17 protein-coding genes and 1 pseudogene are annotated in these 19906 nt (G+C 62.7%); 13 read left to right on the top strand and 5 right to left on the bottom strand.

Going from position 1 to position 19906, the window contains the following annotated elements; genetic code table 11:
• The first annotated feature begins 62 nt into the window (after positions 1-62).
• On the top strand, positions 63-341 hold the full coding sequence (locus ACI3K3_RS07680; RefSeq protein WP_404913019.1) for a hypothetical protein: 279 nt from the start codon (positions 63-65) through the stop codon (positions 339-341).
• Here the strand turns inward: ACI3K3_RS07680 and ACI3K3_RS07675 are convergent.
• Together ACI3K3_RS07675 and ACI3K3_RS07670 are read right to left on the bottom strand one after the other, a co-directional pair.
• Entirely contained in the window at positions 295-672 is a 378-nt protein-coding gene (locus ACI3K3_RS07675) for a hypothetical protein (protein WP_404913018.1), read from the bottom strand. The genes ACI3K3_RS07680 and ACI3K3_RS07675 overlap by 47 nt on opposite strands.
• On the bottom strand, positions 669-1664 hold the full coding sequence (locus tag ACI3K3_RS07670; RefSeq protein ID WP_404913017.1) for a DUF4238 domain-containing protein: 996 nt from the start codon (positions 1662-1664) through the stop codon (positions 669-671). The genes ACI3K3_RS07675 and ACI3K3_RS07670 overlap by 4 nt, the downstream gene beginning before the upstream one ends.
• Positions 1665-2012: 348 nt before the next feature.
• Here ACI3K3_RS07670 and ACI3K3_RS07665 point away from each other — a divergent pair, with 348 nt between their 5' ends.
• Positions 2013-7433, top strand: coding sequence for a hypothetical protein (locus ACI3K3_RS07665; RefSeq protein ID WP_404913016.1), 5421 nt, complete (start codon positions 2013-2015; stop codon positions 7431-7433).
• A 141-nt stretch (positions 7434-7574) separates the two neighbouring features.
• A complete protein-coding gene (locus ACI3K3_RS07660) occupies positions 7575-8270 on the top strand; it encodes a hypothetical protein (protein ID WP_404913015.1) in 696 nt (231 codons plus the stop codon).
• A 10-nt stretch (positions 8271-8280) separates the two neighbouring features.
• On the opposite strand, the gene ACI3K3_RS07655 is transcribed toward ACI3K3_RS07660, so the two are convergent.
• Positions 8281-8535 carry a hypothetical protein gene (locus ACI3K3_RS07655; RefSeq protein WP_404913014.1) on the bottom strand — a complete coding sequence of 85 codons (255 nt, stop codon included), beginning with the start codon at positions 8533-8535 and terminating at the stop codon, positions 8281-8283.
• Positions 8532-9146 carry a hypothetical protein gene (locus ACI3K3_RS07650; protein ID WP_404913013.1) on the bottom strand — a complete coding sequence of 205 codons (615 nt, stop codon included), beginning with the start codon at positions 9144-9146 and terminating at the stop codon, positions 8532-8534. Before ACI3K3_RS07650 ends, ACI3K3_RS07655 begins: the two co-directional genes overlap by 4 nt.
• Before the next feature lie 307 nt (positions 9147-9453).
• Between ACI3K3_RS07650 and ACI3K3_RS07645 the strand changes: the two genes are divergently transcribed.
• The 6 genes and pseudogenes from ACI3K3_RS07645 (at position 9454) to ACI3K3_RS07620 (ending at position 14352) form a co-directional block, all read left to right on the top strand.
• A complete protein-coding gene (locus ACI3K3_RS07645) occupies positions 9454-9717 on the top strand; it encodes a helix-turn-helix domain-containing protein (protein ID WP_404913012.1) in 264 nt (87 codons plus the stop codon).
• A gap of 218 nt (positions 9718-9935) precedes the next feature.
• Positions 9936-10097, top strand: a pseudogene (locus ACI3K3_RS07640) (restriction endonuclease); the annotation flags it as partial.
• 417 nt (positions 10098-10514) lie between these two features.
• A complete protein-coding gene (locus ACI3K3_RS07635) occupies positions 10515-10694 on the top strand; it encodes a spore coat protein U domain-containing protein (RefSeq protein ID WP_404913046.1) in 180 nt (59 codons plus the stop codon).
• A 119-nt stretch (positions 10695-10813) separates the two neighbouring features.
• Entirely contained in the window at positions 10814-11524 is a 711-nt protein-coding gene (locus ACI3K3_RS07630) for a molecular chaperone (protein ID WP_404913011.1), read from the top strand.
• A gap of 132 nt (positions 11525-11656) precedes the next feature.
• Complete coding sequence (locus ACI3K3_RS07625; protein WP_404913010.1) at positions 11657-13870, top strand: fimbria/pilus outer membrane usher protein; 2214 nt, start codon at positions 11657-11659, stop codon at positions 13868-13870.
• Positions 13867-14352, top strand: coding sequence for a spore coat protein U domain-containing protein (locus tag ACI3K3_RS07620; protein WP_404913009.1), 486 nt, complete (start codon positions 13867-13869; stop codon positions 14350-14352). Before ACI3K3_RS07625 ends, ACI3K3_RS07620 begins: the two co-directional genes overlap by 4 nt.
• Positions 14353-14368: 16 nt before the next feature.
• Here ACI3K3_RS07620 and ACI3K3_RS07615 read toward each other — a convergent pair whose 3' ends face one another.
• Positions 14369-15094 (bottom strand): GDSL-type esterase/lipase family protein, encoded by a 726-nt coding sequence (locus ACI3K3_RS07615; protein WP_404913008.1) that lies wholly within the window; start codon positions 15092-15094, stop codon positions 14369-14371.
• A 200-nt stretch (positions 15095-15294) separates the two neighbouring features.
• Between ACI3K3_RS07615 and ACI3K3_RS07610 the strand changes: the two genes are divergently transcribed.
• The 4 genes from ACI3K3_RS07610 to ACI3K3_RS07595 all read left to right on the top strand — a co-directional run bounded on the left by ACI3K3_RS07610 (position 15295) and on the right by ACI3K3_RS07595 (position 19868).
• Positions 15295-15876, top strand: a complete 582-nt coding sequence (locus tag ACI3K3_RS07610; RefSeq protein WP_404913007.1) for an ANTAR domain-containing response regulator — start codon at positions 15295-15297, stop codon at positions 15874-15876.
• On the top strand, positions 15873-17093 hold the full coding sequence (locus tag ACI3K3_RS07605) for an ABC transporter substrate-binding protein (protein ID WP_404913006.1): 1221 nt from the start codon (positions 15873-15875) through the stop codon (positions 17091-17093). Before ACI3K3_RS07610 ends, ACI3K3_RS07605 begins: the two co-directional genes overlap by 4 nt.
• Before the next feature lie 224 nt (positions 17094-17317).
• On the top strand, positions 17318-18586 hold the full coding sequence (locus ACI3K3_RS07600; protein ID WP_404913005.1) for a nitrate/nitrite transporter: 1269 nt from the start codon (positions 17318-17320) through the stop codon (positions 18584-18586).
• Between the two features lie 76 nt (positions 18587-18662).
• Positions 18663-19868: a hypothetical protein gene (locus ACI3K3_RS07595; protein ID WP_404913004.1), complete on the top strand. Its 1206-nt coding sequence runs from the start codon at positions 18663-18665 to the stop codon at positions 19866-19868.
• Positions 19869-19906 lie beyond the last annotated feature (38 nt).

Genomic DNA, 19906 nt, shown 5'->3' with positions numbered 1-19906 from the left:
GACATAGCATAGTGGTAAATGATTAAGGCGCGCACTGTAAGCTTGGCTTTCAAATGGGGGTAATGCACGTGTGGCCATTTTCTAAAAAGCGTAACGTTGAGGTATCGAGCGAGAGCGCCGTCGAGGCTCCAGCGGGCCTCACTCCTGAGCAGATGGAGCAAGTGCTGTTGCTCCATAAGGGCGAAGGCGCTCATTTTTCGCTTTTCTACGCCAATCTCAATGGCCATGAACATGAAGTCATCACGCCAGATACAATCCATGAGTTTATCCAGGTCATTCAGGCTGAACCAAACTTCACTGAAAATGGACGGACCTATGCAGCCAATCCGCGCCAGCGGTGATCGTGAACACCTGTGCGACGAAATCATGCGTCTCGCGGCGCGACGGCACTTTCAGCGCCCTGAAATTCAAATCGACACGCCGGTGCCGGGGAAAATCGTTGAGCACCATTGGCCACTGCCGGAGGGACGCCCAATGCTCCTCGACCTCGCGACGACTGCCGGCAACGTGATAATCCGTCACCTCGACACCAACTAGCACGCCGTCGACGCGAAGAAGGAAATCGGGCCGCTCAGCTTGGTCGACCTTGCTGTCGTCGACCGAGATAGCGGCCGCAGCAAGATAGGCGTCGAGGTTCCGACGCTCCTCATCCTTCTTGGACAGCCGCGTCACAGATCGACCGCGAAGGCTGGAGCCAGGGTATCGAAAGCCACGACGTTCACACCGATCTTGTCGAGATTGGCCTCGATAAATGCTGCCGCATCGGCCCGCTCACAGGCCCAGATGCGGTCAGCGGCCGCCGCGACGGTTGTGAGATTGACCCGTCTGATCAGCTCGGCCGGCGGAATGCGATCCAATATTTGCTCTGTCTCTGCAGACCGCGCGCCAAAGAAGGCGCGGCGCGGGCCGAGCGGCAACTGGATCATGAACTCTTCGCTGGTAAAGCCGCCTTCCCAGTGTATCGGCAAATCTGAAAGTAGAAGCGCCGGCTGATCCGCATCGAACTCGCGAAGCCACCATCGCATACTAGCAAAAGCGTCCATAACCCCGTCGTGCAGGATCATCTTCGGGAGCCAGTTTGTCAGGGCCATGGCCTCCATCACGCCGGGATGATTGCGATTGAACCATTCCTCGGTCGTCGGCCAACCCTCGAGCAGCGTTTCCCTGTCACGTGCGGCTAACGTCGCCCTCAACCGCCTCATCCCTTCATTCCGGAGAAATCTGAGAACATCGGGTTGCCGAACCCGAAGCGAACTCAGGAAAAACGTCCATGCGATCTGTTCATCCTCGGTCAGCACTGCGTGCTGTTCGAGCTTGTCGAGAACCCTTGCCGCATTGCTGTCGATCGGACCGAAGAACCGCTTCTCTAAGTGATCCTCGCCCACGCCAAGCGCATTTGCCAGGATTCCGTACAGATCCTTCTCAAATCCCGTATATTCGGGCGCACGCTCGCTACAGACGAGACGCCCGTTTCGGACGGAGAAACAGTGCAATCGGCCTGTTTCAGTGGTCCACCGCCGCAGAAGAAATTGAGGGACATAATGATGTTTCACGATCTGAAACTGCCCTCGGTATGTTTCGTCCGCAACTTTTCTATCTGGTGATTTTTGGTTTTTCTTTCCCGCAGGGTTTGAGGGCTGAAGATGGCCGCCAGCCTTCGGCATCGTCCTCCTGTGCACGTCCGGGCGCGTGAACCGTGCCGCTGACGGGGCTCGGCCGGAGGAAACGATCGCTGGCGGGCGGGGATCTTCGCGGCCGGGCAGCGGCGACCGCAAGCTTCATCTGATTTGCAGCACTTGGATGCGCAGCGCGCCTTGTGAAACCGGTGTTTGCACGGCCAACGGCGTGACGCGTGCCGAATGCGTTTGTCCGCATCGTCACTCCGAAAGTAAGCTCCTGCACGCGGTTGATAGGTGAGCCCATGTGCCGGATAAACAGGCAAACTAGACGGATGAGCATTCTGGGGGTGCGAACCCTCGATCAAGTCTCCCTATCCATGTAATTGAAATCATATGACGCAATCCCCTGAACTCGCCGGCGGCGCCGGCTTCACCTTCGCGGATCAGATAGCAACGCGTTACCTCGCGGCGTTGCTGCTTGGGTCCGGCGCAGCGGGCTTAGCCGAACGGAGGGTGATCCGCGTGGCTCTAGAGCAACGGGATGCTGGTGAGCCACTCGACGACGTTATCGTCGACGGCGAGGCACCGGACGGGTCGGTGGCGCGCCTGAGCCTGCAGGTTAAGCAAGAGATCACCATCAGCGCGGCCGCGGCGAATAAGGACTTCCGCGACATCGTGCGCGACAGCTGGGAGACGATCGACAAGCCCGACTTCCGCAAGCGGGTGGACCGCGTCGGCGCGGCGGTTGGGCCATCGACCGCCGTCGGCAAGTGGCGCGACTTGGTGGCGCTCGCCAAGTTCGCCGCGGACAGCGCCACGTCCGCTGACTTCGCGGTAAGGTTCGCACCCGGCGGAAGTGCATCGAAAGACCACCGCACCGTCTTGAATGACCTCCAGAAGATCACCGCGGAGCTCGGCAGGCCAGCGACCGTCGAGGCGATGCATGCGCTGCTATCCCACTTTGTCCTGATCAGGTTCGACGCTTTGCATGAAGGTGCCACCGACGACCCAATGACGATCGCGCTGGCTGAGCAAGCTCTTGCTTCCGGTCAAGCCAGTCAGGCCGTCGCGCTCGTCGAGCGGTTGCGCGGCATGGCGCGGCGAGGGGCCGGCACGGCGCGATCGTGGAATCGGGGCGCGCTAAGGCTCGACGTCTCGCCGTGGTTCAGGCTCGACACAGATCTAGTTCTCGCCGCAGACTTGGATGCCCTCATGGTCGAGGTGAGGTCAGCCGCGGCGAGCATCCTCGATCGGATCGGCGATGCGACGCTCGACCGCGCGAATTTGCGGAATATGGTGGCGACGGCGCTAGCGGATCGTCAACTCGTCACGCTTCGTGGACTTCCCGGAGCCGGCAAGTCGGTGATGCTGCGCCGCGAGGTAGAGGCGGCGCTGTCTCGCGGGCCGGCGCTGCTGCTCAAAGCCGACCGTTTGACCGGCGGTAGCTGGACGCAATACGCGAACGCGCTCGGCTTGGTGCAGCGCGATCCGATCCCTCTGCTCCGTGAGATCGCCACAGTTGGCACCCCGACGTTGTTCATTGACGGCCTCGACCGCATCGACAGAGCGCAGCGCGGAATAGTGGTCGATCTCCTCGCGGCGCTGGAGGCGCAGCCAGAACTTTCGGGCTGGCGTGTGCTGGCGACGCTCAGGGACTCTGGCGTTGAACCGGTACGCACTTGGCTGCCACGCTTATTCGACGGTGGCCGGATGACTTCGATCGACGTCGGCGTGCTCGGCGACGAGGAGGCGGAGGCACTGGCGGTGGCAAGGCCTGCGCTGCGGACGCTGCTGTTTGGTCCCGAACCCGTCCGAACGCTCGTGCGCAGGCCGTTCTTCGCGAAGGTGCTGGACGATCCCGATCTCGCGTCCGGGACGACGCCGCAGTCTGAGATCGAGCTGATGTCCCGGTGGTGGTCGCGCGGCGGATTCGACGCCCAAGGGACCGAGGCGCGCCTTCGCCAGCGAGCGCTGTTGCGGTTAGTCCGGCTCCGCGCTCTGCAGCCCGACGCTCCGGTCTCCTTGGAGGCGCTTGAGGCTTCGCTGCTCGCGCCGGTCGAGGAGCTCGCGAACGATGGAGTGCTCGAAGACGCCGGCGACGGGCACTTCGTGCGTTTCGCACATGACATTTTCTTCGAATGGTCGTTCGCACAGGCGCTAGTCGGCGCCGGACCGCGCTGGTTAGACGACCTGCGGTCGGCGGGCGAGCCTCCAGTAATCGGGCGTTCCGTCGAATTGCGCGCGCAGGCCATGTTCGTGGCTGACCCGAACGCATGGAGGGAGGCCTTGACCCCTCTGTCGGGCTCTGAACTTCGCAGCCAATGGCGCCGCCTTTGGCTCCTCGCGCCCCTAGGACTACCAGACTTCATCTCGCGTTCGGCAGACTTCGAGGTCGCCGTCAACTCAGGCGACCACGTGCTCTTGCGGTCCGCGCTGGTATGGTTCCAAGCGCAGCACACCGTCCCCAATCCAAGTGTGCTGGACGGTTCCGTCGGGGACATCGCCGATCGCGACGTGCGGATGCGGGCGGCAGACCGGCTAGGTTGGCCCGACGACTTTCGACTTTGGATGCGATTTCTTAGATACCTGGACGTGCGATTAGGCGAAATTCCCCACCGGTTGCTTCCCCAGGTCCTGACCCTTTTCGAGGTGTGGCAGAATGCTATCGCGGACTCCCCCAATCTGATTTCGACGATGATCGTCGGACACGCGGCCGACTGGCTCTCGGAGCTCGAACAACGTCACGAGCGCATGGGGCGGTTCCAGCGGCGCGACGAGAAGGAAGCGGCCGACCCGTGGGACGACGTCGAAAATGCCGATGAGTTCGAGGGTGCGCTGCGACGCCTGCTGCTCCGCGCTGGCCGGACCGAACCCGAGCGGGTGGCGGCCTATCTCGGCCAGTTCGGGCGCGAACGCCCGGCCTCGTCCAAGGCGTTCGAGGACATCATGGCGTTCGCGCCGTTGCTTTCGCAGGCCCTGCCGGCTGAACTCGCGGAGTTTACGCTAAACCACCTCCGACGCGAACTGCCGGAGGACCACCGGCGCCGCCGTCTCGAGGAGGAGAGGCAGTCGGCGGAATACCGGGAAGAACTGCGAAGTCGCCCCGAGGAAAGCCTCGACTGGAGCGAGCAGATGAGCCTTTCGAGCCCCAGCTTGGGATACTGGGGCCCGGAACGCTGGGATTGGGAAGCGCTCTCCATCGAACGAGATTCGTTCGGCTACTTCCCCGCGTCACCGCTACACCAGCCTTTCGAGGCTCTGTTCGAGAACGCGCCGAATGAGGCGCTGAGGGTTGTGCGTTTGATGTCCAATCACGCCATGGAGGCGTGGCGCCAACTCCACCGGCTCCAGCCCAGCAGCGGCACGCCGGTGCCGATCGAGGTTGACTTCCCCTGGGGACGTCAGATGTTTTGGGGCGGTGTCCGAGAATACCTCTGGAGTCGCGGACTTTGGGCACCGAAGCCACTTGCTTCCGCCTACCTCACACTCGACAAGTGGGCACTCGAACAGATCGATGCTGGCGCCGACGGCGACGCGCTGATCGAGCGGATTGTTCGCGGCAACGACTCAATCGCGGCGCTCGGGATCGCCCTCCATGTGGCGCTAGTTAACCCGGCGGTTACGCAGGTAAACGAGGCTCTCGTCACCACTCAACGCCTATGGCGGGCGGATATCCAGCGTTTCGTCCAGGAACCGAGCGTCCGGACGTCGAGCCAGATCGGGTTCTGGCAGGAGCACCACCGCAAGGACGCAATGGCCGTCGAGGCACTCAATACTCTTCCCGTCCGCTCGCAGGAGATTCGGCGCTTGGCCGCCCTCCATGTCCTGCAGGTCGACGCTGCGGCCGCGCAGCGGGTCCGCGACTCTATTAAGGCTTTCACTGATGCCCCGGACTTCGAGCTCGAGGAGGAGCGCAGCCATCCCGGCGCGCGGGACCAGGCGGTTGAGCAGGCGAGGACCCACGCGGCTTGGGGAGATCTCGCCCACTACCGATTGGTGGACGCGCCCGACCAGCCTGAGCGGCAAGCGATCGTCATGGTAAACCCGATCATCCAGGAGCCGGGCGTCCGCGAGCGGTTGGAGGAGGGCCAAGAACACCTGAAGGCCTTCGCCTTGGCCCACTGGGCCGAGAAGTCGTTCGAGGAGAACCGGGTTGCGGCCTCAATGTCGATCGAACAGGGTGTCGCGAACGCCAAATCTCTCGACGATGGGACGCTCTTCGAGCCGGCTGCGGGCGACGACCAAGCCTCGATCCGACGGGGCGCGGTCGCGGGGACCGCGGCGATCGTCGTCGCATTCGCACCGACGGGGCCGGAGGCCGGATGGGCACGGGAGGTGCTAGCGCGTGCCGCCAATTGCGCCGAGGAAGGCGGGCCGCTCTGGTCGTCCGTCGGGATCGTCGCGTGGCACCACGTCATCTTCGTTGCGCGGGCCGCGGCGGCCGACCTGCGCCGCGAGCCCGATTTCAGACGGCACGCGACCGATTTGCTCGCTACGCTGATCCATCCACTCGACAACGTCGGAATGGCGACTTCGGTCCTGCTCGCCTCTCTCTGGGATGTGGCGCCACAGGTGTGCTGGGTTGGGCTTGGGCTCGCGCTTGACCTTTGCATCGTTGCGCCTGGAGACATCGGCGCACACTCGATTCATGATCCCAACGCTGGCAACGAGATACGGCAGCGTAAGCTCCACGCAGCTCTGTCCAAGCTCGATCTCGAATCTGCAGCGCTCCCGCTCCCGCCGGCACCATGGACGGCCACAGAGGCCAAGGACCGGCGGCGCTTAGATAGGCTGCCCAACGGAGAAGATGAGGATGGGACGGCGTCGACACACTGGCGAGCCGCAGACGGATGGTGGCGGTCGGACCGCGCCGGCGAGATACTGGCCAAGCAGCCAAAGGCGGCGATCCTCGCCGCAGGCTTCGAGCATCCATTCGTCTCGTTCTGCGAGGCTATGCTCGCATGGACGATCGACCGGCGGGCACCCGCCTGGGCCGCGCGCGCGCGGGACATCCAGAAGGCGAACGTCTCGGAATGGACCTACCGGTTCGGTGGCGTGCTTGGAGCACTGGTCGGCCTGATTAATCCGCGACATGCGGCAGTAGCCTTCATTGGGCCCATCTGTGACGTTGCCGAGGAGGAAACCTGCTTCGACCTGCTCACGCCGCTGTTTATCTCATTCGCCTGCCAGCACGTGCTGGACAGTCCTGAGGTCGCGCCGGTCACCCCGGTCGTGCTTGAACGTTCGCTCGACCGCCTGCTAGCCGCGCCGACGTTCACACGAACCGGATACCGCGCCGGGGAGATGACCGGATTTTCGATGCCCCAGCTCGCCCAGTGGCTGATGTTCGTCGGGGTCGAGAAAGCGGCACTCGCTCACCGCTTCTCAAACGGCGATTGGTCCGACATCGAGTTTATACTCCCGACAGTCAATCGTTTCGTGCGCACCGCGGGATGGGCGCCGACAGTGATGGAGGACTTCCTCACGCTTGCCGAGCGTGCCCGTGAGAACTTCCCTGCCGAGGCCTTTGCCGATGCTATTCTCGCTGCACTATCAGCACGGGCAGACCCGAGCGCGCGCTGGCGTGGCACGATGATCGCCGCTAGGATCGCTGCACGCGTTCAGGATATCGCCGACCGCGCGTCACCGCTGCCGCTCGCGCTTGGGCGAAAACTACTGTGCATTCTCGATGTGCTTGTCGATCAAGGGGATCGGCGTAGCGCCGCGTTGCAGATCAGTCCGGCCTTTCGTGATCTACGTGTCATCGGCGCAACGAGCACTGCTGACGGCGAGACAACTTTTCGCATGAAATAGGCAGTTGGAGCCTGAGTTTGCACGAATTACCGGAGCCGATGATGTGAAGTACCAGAGCGGAAATCATGGCTAGATACAACGCCTTGGTTGAGGCATGATGCTGATTTGCACGAATGGCGCCAAGAGCGGACCTTCGGAACGATGACCAACACTCCTGTCGCGAATGATGCCGACGTCCCCGAGACGGCACCTGATTTTCAGGCGATGGCGCGCAAAATCATGACGACCGTCAACGCTTCCTATGGCCGCGACTATAGCCCCCAGCAATTGGCCGACAAAATCATAGAACAGCACGTCGCGTATCAAATCGACGGGGCTGTTTTTGCCTTCTTCACGGAAATCCGACCCGAATTGCGCGAAGCGTTCGTCCGCGAAATGAGCCTTGATGTGGATGCGGTCAGCAAGCTGGCGGTCAGGATCGGAGAGCTCGCAGGCTTTCCCATCGACCCATTTCAGCCAACGGCACCGACTCAAATGCAAGGACCACGTCAGCCCTACGCCCATGAAGTTTCCGACCGGCTCAGCCTGCTGCACGCTCGGAGACACGCAGATCTTATTGTGTCAGATCCCACTCTGATCCCCAAGGCGCTCAATCAACTTGAATGCCAGCGGCTGCAAAATGCCGCCACGCGGCTTTGGTGCTTTGTACTGAGACGCCGTCCCTTGGAGGCTGTAATTGAGCTTTTGCTCGAAGACAGCGCCCGCGGTCGCGAACTTAGGGGCGGGAACCCATTCAGTCTGGTCGCCCCGATGCAAAGCGAAGCTGAACGTCGGGCTCTATATCGCCAAGCAAAGCGGGAGATGGAAACCTCTCACAACCTAGGCGGCAATCACTGAGGTCCTGAGGCTAGATCCCGGGGAAAGCCTGGTCGAGAACCCGCTTTACAAGCTTCCATGGTCCTGCGCGACGAGAATGAGCTTTGACGGATATGGCCTTGTCGAGGGCGGGCACCATGAGCAGGATCTCTTCTTCTTGGGTAATGCGGGCCGAATAGTCACACACATGGCCGGAAGCGGTCATATTGGCGATTTCCATCCGGCCGATTTCGAAGGCTTCGTTCTCCTCGCCGCCCGGCCATATTTCGATCGTCACGACCATCATCCTGGAATTTTGTCCTTATATCGTTTGGGAGGTTTTTCCTGCCTCGAAGACGGCTCCAAATCTTGGCAACTGTAGCGTCGGTGGAACTCCCGAAGGCGGTGATACGCCTTGAGTCGGGATTCAATCCATTCCTCGCCTGAGTCTTCCTGTCGTTGATGGAGGAAAGGTCGGAACCCTCCACCCGTCGCAACTTCGATCTTCAGCTCATCGAGGAGAGAATAAGCTGCACTACCTGCACGAATCCAGGTCGGCTTGATTCGCGCTTCCTCATAGAAAATGGTTTCGGTGCTCTTCCTCGGACGAAAGTCAGTTTTTTCGACGATCACCCCTCGCAACCGCCTATTCAGCGTACGAGCGGCAATAGCGTAGAGTCTCTGTTTCTCTGATTCTCCGGGACCATCGGTGTCCCCTTCGCGCCACAGAATGGTGACGGTTCCAGTGGTCATCGTTCCCGCATCGTCGAGCGTTCCCCAGCAGATCTCCTTCACAATAAAGGCAGGGCTTTTGCGGAAAGACAGGAGTCCAATTTTTGCACCTGGATAATATGATTTGATCCGGTCTGGCGCGAAGAGAGAGTCCCGGTCCTCACAGAAGATCGTCGCAAATTTCACGACCTGGTCCTGCAAGTTCGCCTGCCCGTGACGGTAGTCGGAAAGGGGGGCACGAAAACGGAAAACAAATCTCGTCCTTCCGCATTTGCTATCAATGTTGCCTTGAATGCGCGTCGGATGAACTCTGCCGTCCACTGCCTCGCTTGGGGGACGGCGCTCCGGTACGCCTGACAACTCTAATAGACTGCTAGTCACAACGAAAAGTGGTCGACGAACCAACGAAACTGAGTTGCAGTCCGGGTGCGTTATATATGACGTCGCTATATCTGGCGTTGCCCGGAAAGCAAGTATTTCGTTGAACGGCCGAGTGTACACCGAGGCCCAGAAGAAACTCGCAGCAACAATCCGCAGCCTCCGTGAGGCCAAGGGGATTTCTCAGGAGCGCTTCGCGCAATTCGCGAATATCGAGCGCGCTAGATATGGCCGCATCGAGCGGGGCGAACTGAACATTTCAATGAATGTCCTATTCTCTTTGGCAGCCAGCTTGGAGGTGGCGCCGTCTGAGATTCTTGCCGGGATCGATTTGAGTGACTGTCGATTTGATTCGACAGGCTCAACGATGGAGCCTTGAATTGAAGCGTCACGAGCGCAGAAATGAGGGGGCCCGGCGCAGAGCGCCGGGTCCGAGGTTTTCTGAACTGCCATTGTGCTAGGCAGGGTGAGGCGCCGCGCTAAGTTGAAGGCTCAGCGCCTCACCCTGCTTTCTCAAGGCTGGAGCAGCGCTCGTGCAGGCCGAAAGTGTAGCGATTTTGAGGAAACAGGTGTTCACCGGAAAACCAAGAAGCCTACGCAGGTATGATGCACTACCGTGCGGACGCGGCGTGCGTCATCGGCACTGGCGGTTACACGGCGTCAGCGATTGAGCTTGGAAACAGCACTGGAGTCCTTCTGATCGACGCAGAGAATATCAGCGAGTTCAGCTATCTCGTTGAATCTCACGCGCAGCACTGAGCAGGAGAGTAGCTTGAGGCATCGGGATAGTCCGAACTGGCTGAGTTTCGAAAAGGCCTGGCTGGCTTGGACACCCGAGCAAACGTGAAGCGTGAAAGGGGCCATTAAAAGGGCCACTTTGCTAAAGAAGCGGGTTTAGGCTCCGCCATTTAGAGAAGTCACTTGTAGCACAAGATAGAAATGTCACCTCTCGATGCCTCTGGGGCAATTGCGCTAAGTGGGTTACGATCAAGGATCTTTTATGTGGGGAACCTACGGTTCCCCACATAAAAGATCCTTGATCGTTCAAAAACATCATCAGTTCGCATCTCGCTCTTATTCATTATCGAGAGACGTTGGTGCAAACTGCTGTTGCTAAATGCGAATTCTGAACCCGAATTCCGCAAGGCGTACAATTCTAATTGACTTCTATTCCACATAAACAGCGATATCAACCACACCACGAACTGGGGCAATACGCCGGGCACCGACACGCCCACGGCCATCAGTGCCACGGCGGTGCCCAGTGTGCTGAACGTATATGGGCGGATCGGGGCATCGCAGAATGTCCCGGCCGGGGCCTATAGCGACAGCGTCACGGTAACGGTCAACTACTGAAGATGGCCGGGACTGGACATTCCTGCAAGACAGGGGCCCGCAAGACAGGGGCCCGCAAGACAGGAGCCCGGCAGATATGGCGCTGGGCCCGGGCTGCCGTACTGGCCTTGTCGGCGGCCATGGCGACACCGGTTCCCGACGCCATGGCCAGCGCCTTGCGCGTGACTCCGATCAGGATCGAAGTGCCCCCCGGCGATCGCTTCTGCGCCATCACCCTCGCCAATGACGGCGATTTGCCGGTGAGTGTCCAGATACGCGGGTTCCGCTGGTCGAAGAGCGAAAAGGGCGACGACGTGCTGGAACCGGCGGGAGGGCTTGTGATCAACCCCACGATCGTGACGCTGGGTGGCGGCATGTCGCGGCTGATACGATGCAGTCTGCCCAGGGCCGAGGGGGCTGCCGAAAATGCAGGGCCCGAAAGTGCCCGCGAGGAAACCTGGCGCTTGTTGTTCGACGAACTGGCGACGGCCGATGGTCCTGCAAGACCTGGTGAGATCCGCACGCTCCTGCGCATCAGCGTGCCTATCTTCCGGGCGGGGCAGGGTGCGCGGGCCGATCTTGCCTGGGAGCCTTCATCCCGCGCCGATGCCGGATCCATCGTCGCGATCGTCAATCGCGGCAACCGGCATGCGCGCGTGCTTTCGATCGAACTGGTGTCGGCGGCGGGGCGGGTGACGCTGATCAGGCAGGGCGGCTACGTCCTTGCGGGCGGCCGCCTCGAATTCGCGGTGCCCGGCGGGAATATGGCGTCGATAAAAGAGGTCAGGGTTCGCACGGAAGAAGCCGTGTTCACCGCGTCGCGGCTGGCCGATGCCGGCGACGGCCGGTGAGGAACGGACGACATGCGCCTGCCCAAAAGGCTGATGTTGGGGCTGAGGTTGGGATCGGGCGGAACAGTTTGCGGCATCCTGTGGGGGGCATCGCTTATCTCCGCTTCGAGTGCCGTCGCTCAGGATGCGGCAATGCCCATGCCGGTCGATATCGTGCTCAACGGTCGTGAGACGCAGCGCGCCGGCCTCATCGTCGTGAGCGGCGAGCGGATTTTCGTGAGGATCGCCGATCTTCGCGATCTGGGATTGGTGACCGAGTTCGGGGAAGATCTTGCATGGGACGGCGATGCCTTTTCGGACATCGCGCAGCAGCCAGGGCTTTCCGCTCGTCTGGCCCCCGACGGCACCACGCTGATGCTCCAGGCCGACGCCCGGCACCTGCCACGGACCTACCTTCCCCTGCATGAAAGCCCGATCGCGGTGGCGCGTGCGGTTCCCGTCGCCTTCATCGACTATGATTTGAACTTTTCCGACCAGCGCGGATATTCCCGCGCCTCGGCCGTGATGGAGGCCGGCGTATCGGGGGAGTGGGGCGTGATCTCCACCGGCGCCATCGCCGATACCGGGCAGAAACGGCCTGTTCGCCTGGACACCACATATGTGCGCGACTTTCCGGAACGAAGCCTGCGCCTTTCCGTGGGAGACACGTTCACCCGCGCCGCGCCCTGGAGCCAGCCCGCGCGCTTCGCCGGGGTTCGCTTCGGCACCGACTTCTCGCTCGATCCTGCCCTGATCACCTTTCCGGTCCCGTCGCTATCGGGAAGCTCGCTGCTGCCCTCCACCATAGAACTGGCCTCCCAGGCGAACCGGCAGTCGATTTCGGTCGAGCCGGGCCGTTTCGCCCTGGATTATCGCCCTCGTTTCACCGGGGCCGGAAATGTCACCATGACGGTGCGTGATCTGGCCGGCAACGAACGCACCGTCACCCGCAGTTTCTACGCCAGCACGGCCATCCTGCGTCCCGGTCTCGCGGAGTTCTCGCTGGAACTGGGCGTCTTGCGAAAGAACTACGGGCTGCGCAGCTTCTCGTACGGAGCGCCCTTCGTCGCAGGCTCCTATCGACGGGGGGTGAGCGATGTGCTGACTTTGGAGGCCCGATCCGAAGCGGATAGCCATGTGCGGATGGCCGGTGCAGGCGCGACATGGGTCGTTCAGCCCTTCGGTGAAATCCGCCTCGATGCCGCTGCATCGCAAGGGGACGCAGGGGCAGGCGGGCTCTACCAGTTTCAGTTCCAGAGGCTTGCACCTGATTACTCGTTTACGGCAAGCTATCGGAGAAGGGGATCGCGCTTCCGTCAGGTCGGGGAACTCCGGCGCGATCGTGGCCCTTCGCGCGAAATGGCGATTGCGGGCAGCATCGTTCTGGGGCGATGGGGCGGGCTCAATGCGGGCTATCTGCGGAGCGAGGACGGCGCGGGCAGAAGCTCGATAGCCTCGCTGGGCTATTCCGCCAGCCTCGGACGCGCATTCCTGTCGATCGGCATGCAGCGGATCGATCGCGAGGAGGGCGCTGAAAACACCGCATTCGGGACGATCACGCTTCCCTTGGGCGGCAGGCGTCATATCGGCCTGTTCGGCGATGACCGACGTGTCTTCGCAACTTTCGAGAAGGTCGCGCCATCGAGCGTCGGGATGGGCTATCGTCTGGCTGCAGGGCATGAGGCGGAACAGGGGCAATGGCTGGAAGGGGCCGCCACCCTACGCACCTCCGCCGGGCAACTGGATGTGGCAGCCACGCGCCGCGGCAACGGGATCATGACGCGACTGGAAGCACGCGGTGCGCTGGTCGCCACCGGCGGCGGGATAGTGGCGACGCCCGGTATCAGCCAGGGAATGGCCGTCGTCGAAGTGGCGGGCGACCGGCGCGTGCCGGTACTGCTGGAAAACCAGCCCGCCGCCGCCCGGGCAGGCGCTGGTCGGACGGCCATTCTCACCGGCCTCCAGCCCTATGTCGCCAACCGTATCTCGATCGATCCTGCGGCCTTGCCGATCACCGGAGAGCTTGGCGGCGTCGAGCAGGTGGTGGCACCGGGCTGGAAGCAGGCCGCCCGCGTGACTTTCGGCTCCCGCGCGGTTCACCCGGCAAGATTGAGGCTCTTGGATGAGGCCGGCAAGGTCGTGCCGCCGGGACTGTCGGTCGATATCGGTGCGGAACCCGGCGCAACCGTCACCGGCCATGACGGCGAAGTCTTCCTGAGCGATTATCCCGCCGAGGCACATCTGCGGATCGGACGCGGCAGTCCTGCCGAATGCGAGGCGACGCTGCCGGCCAAGCCTGCCGTCGATACTCTGGCCGAGCCGATGATCCTGACCTGCCGGCCGATCGCCAAGGAGCCTCTGAAATGAAGCATGGGAAGCTGTTGGTTCCGGTCCTCGCCCTGTCCTCCATGCTGTTTCCGGCCAGTTCCGCTCAGGCGCTCTGCGTCCTGTGCTCCTGTTCGGCATCCACGGCGGGGCTCGCTTTCGGGGCCTACGATCCCACGTCGAATACGCCGCGTGATGCCAATGCCGTGGTGCAGATCAATTGCAGCGGGGTTGCGGCCTTGCTGGGGACAATAGACGTTTCCTTGAGCCCCGGCGGCTCGGGGAGCATCGCCAATCGCCGCATGGCCCAGGGCGCGAACGTCCTGAGCTACAACATCTATTCCGACTCCAACCATACGACGATCTGGGGTGACGGGACCGGCGGGACCACCGGCGTGACACTGCCCTTCAACGGGCTGCTTGCCTATTCGGCCTCGGTTACCGCCTACGGCCGCATTTCCACGCACCAATACGTCCGCGCAGGTGCCTACGCGGACGCGGTTACCGTCACCATAACCTATTGATCGGTGGTCGCCATGCTCACTTCACTTGCGCGGTGGCGAGCCTGCCCGGCGCAGGAAGTGCAAGCGCCTGCTGGAAGGCGACCTCGGCGACCTTGTTCATCACTTCGTACCCGGCGGGCGTGGGGTGGACATGGTCGGAGGTCAGTCCGTCGCGCGCGCCCAGGCCGCTGCCCTTCATGGCGGACCAGTAGTCGGCATAGACCGAACCGGTCCTGGCCGCATAGCTTTTGAGCCATGCGTTGATCCGCTGGATGCGCGGGCCGGTTTCGAGACCGGGGCGCCAGGGGAACAGGTCGGCGGGCGGGATCGATGCGAGTATCACGCGGATACCGTTCGCCTGTGCCATTTCCACCATCGAACGGAAATTGTCCTGGATCTGCTGGTCGGTCATCGGGCCGGTGTTTCCGGCGATATCGTTGGTGCCCGCCATGATCTGCACGACTTGCGGCTTCAGGTCGATCACGTCCTGCTGGAAGCGCACCAGCATCTGCGAGGTCGTCTGCCCGCCGATGCCCCGCCCGATCCGGCCAGGGGTGAAGAAGGCCGGGTCAAGGTCGTACCAGCCTTGCGTGATGGAATCGCCCATCAACACGATTCGAGGACGGGCGGTTGCCGCTGCATCGGCGATATTGGCGTCTCGATAGCGCGCGGTATCGGCCCAGTCGGCCGCTGCCTGGGCAAAAGCGGGGAGGGGTATCGCAAGGGCAAGAGCAGTGACGAAAGGCAGCGTTTTCAGGCGCAAGATCGATATCCTGTGGCAGTTGTTCGAGGTGAGACGTTCCAGCCTTGCAGCTTGACGCAACGTGAACTTCAGCGCTGCTTGTTCACCCCCGCTTTTGCAAGCGATTGTTGCAAGGCGGTTCCCCGGCCGCTTTCGCAAGGCCGTTGACGCGGAACCGCGTCTCGGCAATGTGCGGCGCAAATGGCGGGCAAGGACCATCGATGAGAATCGTCATCATCGACGATAGCGGATTACGAGCGACGGTCCTTGAAGAGGGCCTGCGTGAGGCCGGTTACGACGATATCCATATCGTTCCGCCGCGCGGTGCCTTCGTCGCGCGGCTCGAACGCATGGCGCCCGACGTGGTGCTGATGGACCTTGGCAGCCCCAGTCGCGACACTCTGGAAGAGATGCTGACCGTCAGCCGCGCGCTTGCCCGGCCGATCGCGATGTTCGTCGATCAATCCGACGAGACGATGATCGGCGCCGCTATCGATGCGGGCGTTTCCGCCTATGTCGTGGACGGCCTGCGCAAGGAACGCGTGAAGCCCGTTCTGGAACTGGCCGTGCGGCGGTTCAACGCTTTCGCCCGGATCCAGGCGGAACTGGAGGAAGCACGCACCGCACTGTCCGACCGCAAGGTGATCGATCGTGCGAAGTCGATCCTGATGGCGCAGCGCAATCTGTCCGAACAGGAAGCCTATGCGCTGCTGCGGTCGAGCGCGATGAACCAGGGCAAGAAGATCGTGGACGTGGCGCAGGCGCTGATTACCGCCAGCGACCTGCTGGGAGGCGGAATATGACGACGAACCTGCGTATCGCCTTCCTGCCGCTGAATGACGTGGCGGTGCTCGCCGCCGCCCGGGAACGCGGTTTTGCCGAGGAAGAAGGCCTGACCCTCGACCTCGTGCGGACCACGAGCTGGGCTACCCTGCGCGACCGGCTCGTCTATGGGCAAGTGCAGGCCGCGCATATGCTGGCGCCGCTTGCGGTTGCGGTGACGCTGGGCCTCAGCCAGCAGCCCGCCGCGCTGGCCGCCCCCTACAAGCTGGGAGTCAACGGCAACATGCTGGTGATGAGCCGGGACTTCGCCGCCGCGCTCGATCCCGACCCGGCCAGCCGCATCGCCGATCCGCTCGGCACCGCGCACGATTTTGCCTCTGCGATAGGTCTGTGGCGCCGCAAGCCCGTGATCGGCGTCGTCCATCGCTTTTCCAGCCATTCGCTGATGCTGCGATACTGGCTTGCCAGCGCCGGGGTGGACCCCGATCGAGACGTGGTGCTGCGGGTATTGCCGCCTTCGCTGATGGTGGAGGCGCTCCATGCCGGCGAAATCGACGGTTTCATCGCGGGAGAACCCTGGGGCAGTGCCGCCGTCGAGGCAGGCCTGGCCGAAGTCGTCGCTCTGGGTGAGCGCATCTGGCGTCGGGGCGTGGAGAAAGTCCTGGTCCTGCGGCAGAACTGGCTGGAGGAAAATCCGGAAACGGTCGACCGGCTGCTGCGCGCGCTGGCGCGGGCTGCGGCCTGGTGCGATCTTCCCGAGAACCACGAAACCCTGGCGCACCTGCTTTCCGATCCGCGCTATGTGGACCAGCCCGCCGATCTGATCCTGCGCGGACTGACCGGGCAGATCGTGACGCGGGCAGGCGATGCGCCGATAGCCAGTCCCGATTTCATGCTGTTCTCGCGCGAGGCGACGCCGTTCCCGTGGCGCAGTCAGGCCTTGTGGATCTACTCGCAGCTCGTCCGCTGGGGCATGGTCGAACACACGCCGGGCAACGCCGCGAGCGCTGGGGATGTATTCCGGCCCGATGTGTTCCGCCGCGCGCTGGCGGGCAGCGACATGCCGATGCCGGGCGCCAGCATGAAGCTGGAAGGCGCCGTGGAGCTGCCGCTGGCGGTCGGATCGCGCAAGGGAGACCTGACGCTCGGACCGGATCGCTTCTTCGATGGAAGGGTCTTCGATCCCGAACGGATCGACGAGTACCTTGACGGCTTCAGGCGGGTCGATCACGCCTGAATATCTGCCCGACTGTCTGATCGCACATTTTGTGCCTTGCAACATAAAGCGAATCGCACGATGATACGGGCTTCACGCGACGTAGCGTGATCATATTCGGATGCGCTGCTCCAAGGGTGGGGCGCCGTCCTCACCGATATTCGCAGCAAAGCCGCTGACCGGGCTCACCCAGTGTGACGTCCGGCCTGCGGCTTTTTTCGTGTCCGTTTGATGAGGGACTGACGATGGCAACCGCTTACTGGGAACGTGAAGGGCAGGCCGCAACGGCCGATGCTGCAGCCGAGGGGGCTCCGCCGCCCACGACCAGCTTCTGGAAGGCCGGCCATACGCCGACCCTGATCGCCGCCTTTCTTTACTTCGACCTTGCCTTCATGGTCTGGGTTCTGCTGGGCCCGCTGGCACCGGAAATCGCCAAGACCCTTGGCCTGACGTCCGCCGAAAAGGGCCTGATGGTGGCGACGCCAACCCTTGCGGGCGCGCTGCTGCGCGTGGTCAACGGATTGCTCGTGGACCGGATCGGACCCAAGCTTTCCGGTGCGATCAGCCAGTTGATCGTCATCGCCGGCCTGTTCCTGGCCTGGTTCATGGGCGTGAACAGCTTCGCCGGTACGCTGGCACTGGGTATCGTCCTTGGCTTTGCGGGCGCCAGCTTCGCGATCGCACTGCCGCTCGCCAGTCGCTGGTATCCGCCTGAGCACCAGGGCAAGGCCATGGGGCTGGCCGGAATGGGCAATTCGGGCACCGTTCTCGCCTCGCTCTTCGCGCCCTTGCTGGCCAAGATGTTCGGGTGGAATGCGGTCCTGGGCCTGGCTTGCATCCCGCTGTCGCTGGTCTTCTTCGTCTACATGATCATGGCGAAGGACGCGCCCAGCCAGCCTGCTCCGCGCAAACTGATCGATTACTTCGAGCCGCTCCGGCAGGGTGACGCCTGGTGGCTGATGGCATTCTATGCCGTCACTTTCGGCGGCTTCGTGGGGCTTGCGGCCTCGCTGCCGATCTACTTCACCGACCAGTTCGGCCTGACCCCGATCGTGGCGGGCTACTGCACCGCGGGCTGCGTCTTCGCCGGATCGCTGGTGCGGCCGATGGGCGGCGCGCTGGCAGACCGGATCGGCGGCGTGAAGGCGCTGATGATGGTCTATTTCGTTGCCGCGCTGGCGCTTGCCGGAGTGGCGAATGCCGCCAGCCTGCCTGCATCGCTTGGGTTCTTCGTGGTTGCCATGCTGGCGTTGGGCACCGGTAACGGTTCGGTCTTCCAGCTCGTTCCGCAGCGGTTCCAGGCGGAAATCGGCGTCATGACCGGCCTTGTCGGCATGGCGGGCGGCATCGGCGGGTTCTATCTGGCGAGTTCGCTGGGGCTGGCCAAGCAGATGACTGGCAGCTTCGCGCCCGGTTTCCTGATCTTCGCGGGCCTGGCAGTGGTCGCCCTGGTCGGCGTGTCGATGATCAAGAACCGCTGGCGCGCGACCTGGAAGACGGCTGCTCGCATATAATGGGAGAGAGTGGCGGCGGTTGGACTTCCCGGTCCGACTGCCGCCCTTTCGTTTGCCCCCCAGGAGTTTCAATCGAATGCGATACTTGCTTGGCACGGCGGCCGCGTTGGCCGTCGCCGGTCCTGCCTGCGCCCAGGATTTCGAGATCAGGCCACTGGCCGAAGTCCGCCTTCGCCACGAACATGTCGATCAGGACGGAATGGCGCGGGACGCCGATGCGGTAACGGCGCGCGTGCGAACCGGCGTGGAGATCGGCTCCGGCCACTGGAGCGCCACCGTTCAGGGGCAAGGCAACCTGGCATTGGTCGATCGCTATGATGACGGCTTGCACGGTCCGGCGGATCGCCCGCAGATTTCCGATCCGCAGAGCATCGGTCTCTACGTGGCCCAGCTCCAGTACCGGGCCAAGGGTGCCGTGCTGACGGCCGGGCGCCAGAAAATCGTGCTCGATGACGAGCGCTTCGTCGGCAATGCGCCCATTCGCGACAATGCCCAGACTTATGACGCCGTGCGCGCGCAGCTTTCGCCGGTCCGCGGGCTGAAATTGGACCTCTCCTATGCCTGGAGCGTCCGCACGATCTGGGGCATCGATGGCCGTGGCGCGCGGCAGCAGGCGATCGGCGGCGACAACCTTTTCGCCAACCTGTCCTACGCCACGCCGCTGGGAACGCTCGCCGGGTTCGCCTATCTGGTCGATCAGGATGAGGCCGCCGTGCAGGGATACCGCCTTTCCAGCCAGACTTACGGGGCGCGGCTGAGCGGCAGCCACGTCTTCTCCCCCGCCGCAAAGCTCGATTATGTGGCCAGCTACGCCCGGCAAGGGGACTATCATCGCAATCCCAACGCCTATCGCGCCGACTACTGGATGGCCGATGCCACGCTGGATGTCCGGGGATGGAAGCTCAACGCCGGATACGAAGTGCTGGGCGCGAGCGACGGCACCCCTTTCACCAGCTTCCAGACGCCGCTGGGCAGCAATTTCAAGTTCCAGGGCTGGACCGACAAGTTCCTGACGACGCCTGCCAACGGTATCCGCGACCTCTATGTCGGTGGCGGTTATGGCCTGAAGCAGGTGGGGCCGCTCTCGGGTGTCTCGCTCCAGGCGGTCTGGCATCGTCTCGACAGTGACCGGCTGAGCCAGCACTACGGCAACGAGATCGATCTTCTCGCAACCGCGAAGGTGCGCAAGACGCTCGTATCGCTTCGCTACGCCCATTACGACGCCCGTGAATTCGCCACGGACACCGATAAGTACTGGATTCAGCTGGATTGGACCTATTGATCGGAACGGTCACGCAAATCGCTTGAGCCCATGGGCGA

Source organism: Novosphingobium sp. ZW T3_23 (assembly GCF_044987305.1).
Taxonomy (GTDB): domain Bacteria; phylum Pseudomonadota; class Alphaproteobacteria; order Sphingomonadales; family Sphingomonadaceae; genus Novosphingobium.
This window is presented reverse-complemented; position numbering and strand designations above follow the sequence as displayed.

What these genes read in the sequence shown, in the direction of transcription:
- ACI3K3_RS07595 (WP_404913004.1), top strand. Translation starts at nt 18,663, where the DNA reads ATGCGATACTTGCTTGGCACGGCGGCCGCGTTGGCCGTCGCCGGTCCT.
- ACI3K3_RS07665 (WP_404913016.1), top strand. Translation starts at nt 2,013, where the DNA reads ATGACGCAATCCCCTGAACTCGCCGGCGGCGCCGGCTTCACCTTCGCG.
- ACI3K3_RS07605 (WP_404913006.1), top strand. Translation starts at nt 15,873, where the DNA reads ATGACGACGAACCTGCGTATCGCCTTCCTGCCGCTGAATGACGTGGCG.
- ACI3K3_RS07630 (WP_404913011.1), top strand. Translation starts at nt 10,814, where the DNA reads ATGGCGACACCGGTTCCCGACGCCATGGCCAGCGCCTTGCGCGTGACT.
- ACI3K3_RS07660 (WP_404913015.1), top strand. Translation starts at nt 7,575, where the DNA reads ATGACCAACACTCCTGTCGCGAATGATGCCGACGTCCCCGAGACGGCA.
- ACI3K3_RS07610 (WP_404913007.1), top strand. Translation starts at nt 15,295, where the DNA reads ATGAGAATCGTCATCATCGACGATAGCGGATTACGAGCGACGGTCCTT.
- ACI3K3_RS07620 (WP_404913009.1), top strand. Translation starts at nt 13,867, where the DNA reads ATGAAGCATGGGAAGCTGTTGGTTCCGGTCCTCGCCCTGTCCTCCATG.
- ACI3K3_RS07670 (WP_404913017.1), bottom strand. Translation starts at nt 1,664, where the DNA reads ATGCCGAAGGCTGGCGGCCATCTTCAGCCCTCAAACCCTGCGGGAAAG.
- ACI3K3_RS07600 (WP_404913005.1), top strand. Translation starts at nt 17,318, where the DNA reads ATGGCAACCGCTTACTGGGAACGTGAAGGGCAGGCCGCAACGGCCGAT.
- ACI3K3_RS07655 (WP_404913014.1), bottom strand. Translation starts at nt 8,535, where the DNA reads ATGATGGTCGTGACGATCGAAATATGGCCGGGCGGCGAGGAGAACGAA.
- ACI3K3_RS07680 (WP_404913019.1), top strand. Translation starts at nt 63, where the DNA reads ATGCACGTGTGGCCATTTTCTAAAAAGCGTAACGTTGAGGTATCGAGC.
- ACI3K3_RS07625 (WP_404913010.1), top strand. Translation starts at nt 11,657, where the DNA reads ATGCCCATGCCGGTCGATATCGTGCTCAACGGTCGTGAGACGCAGCGC.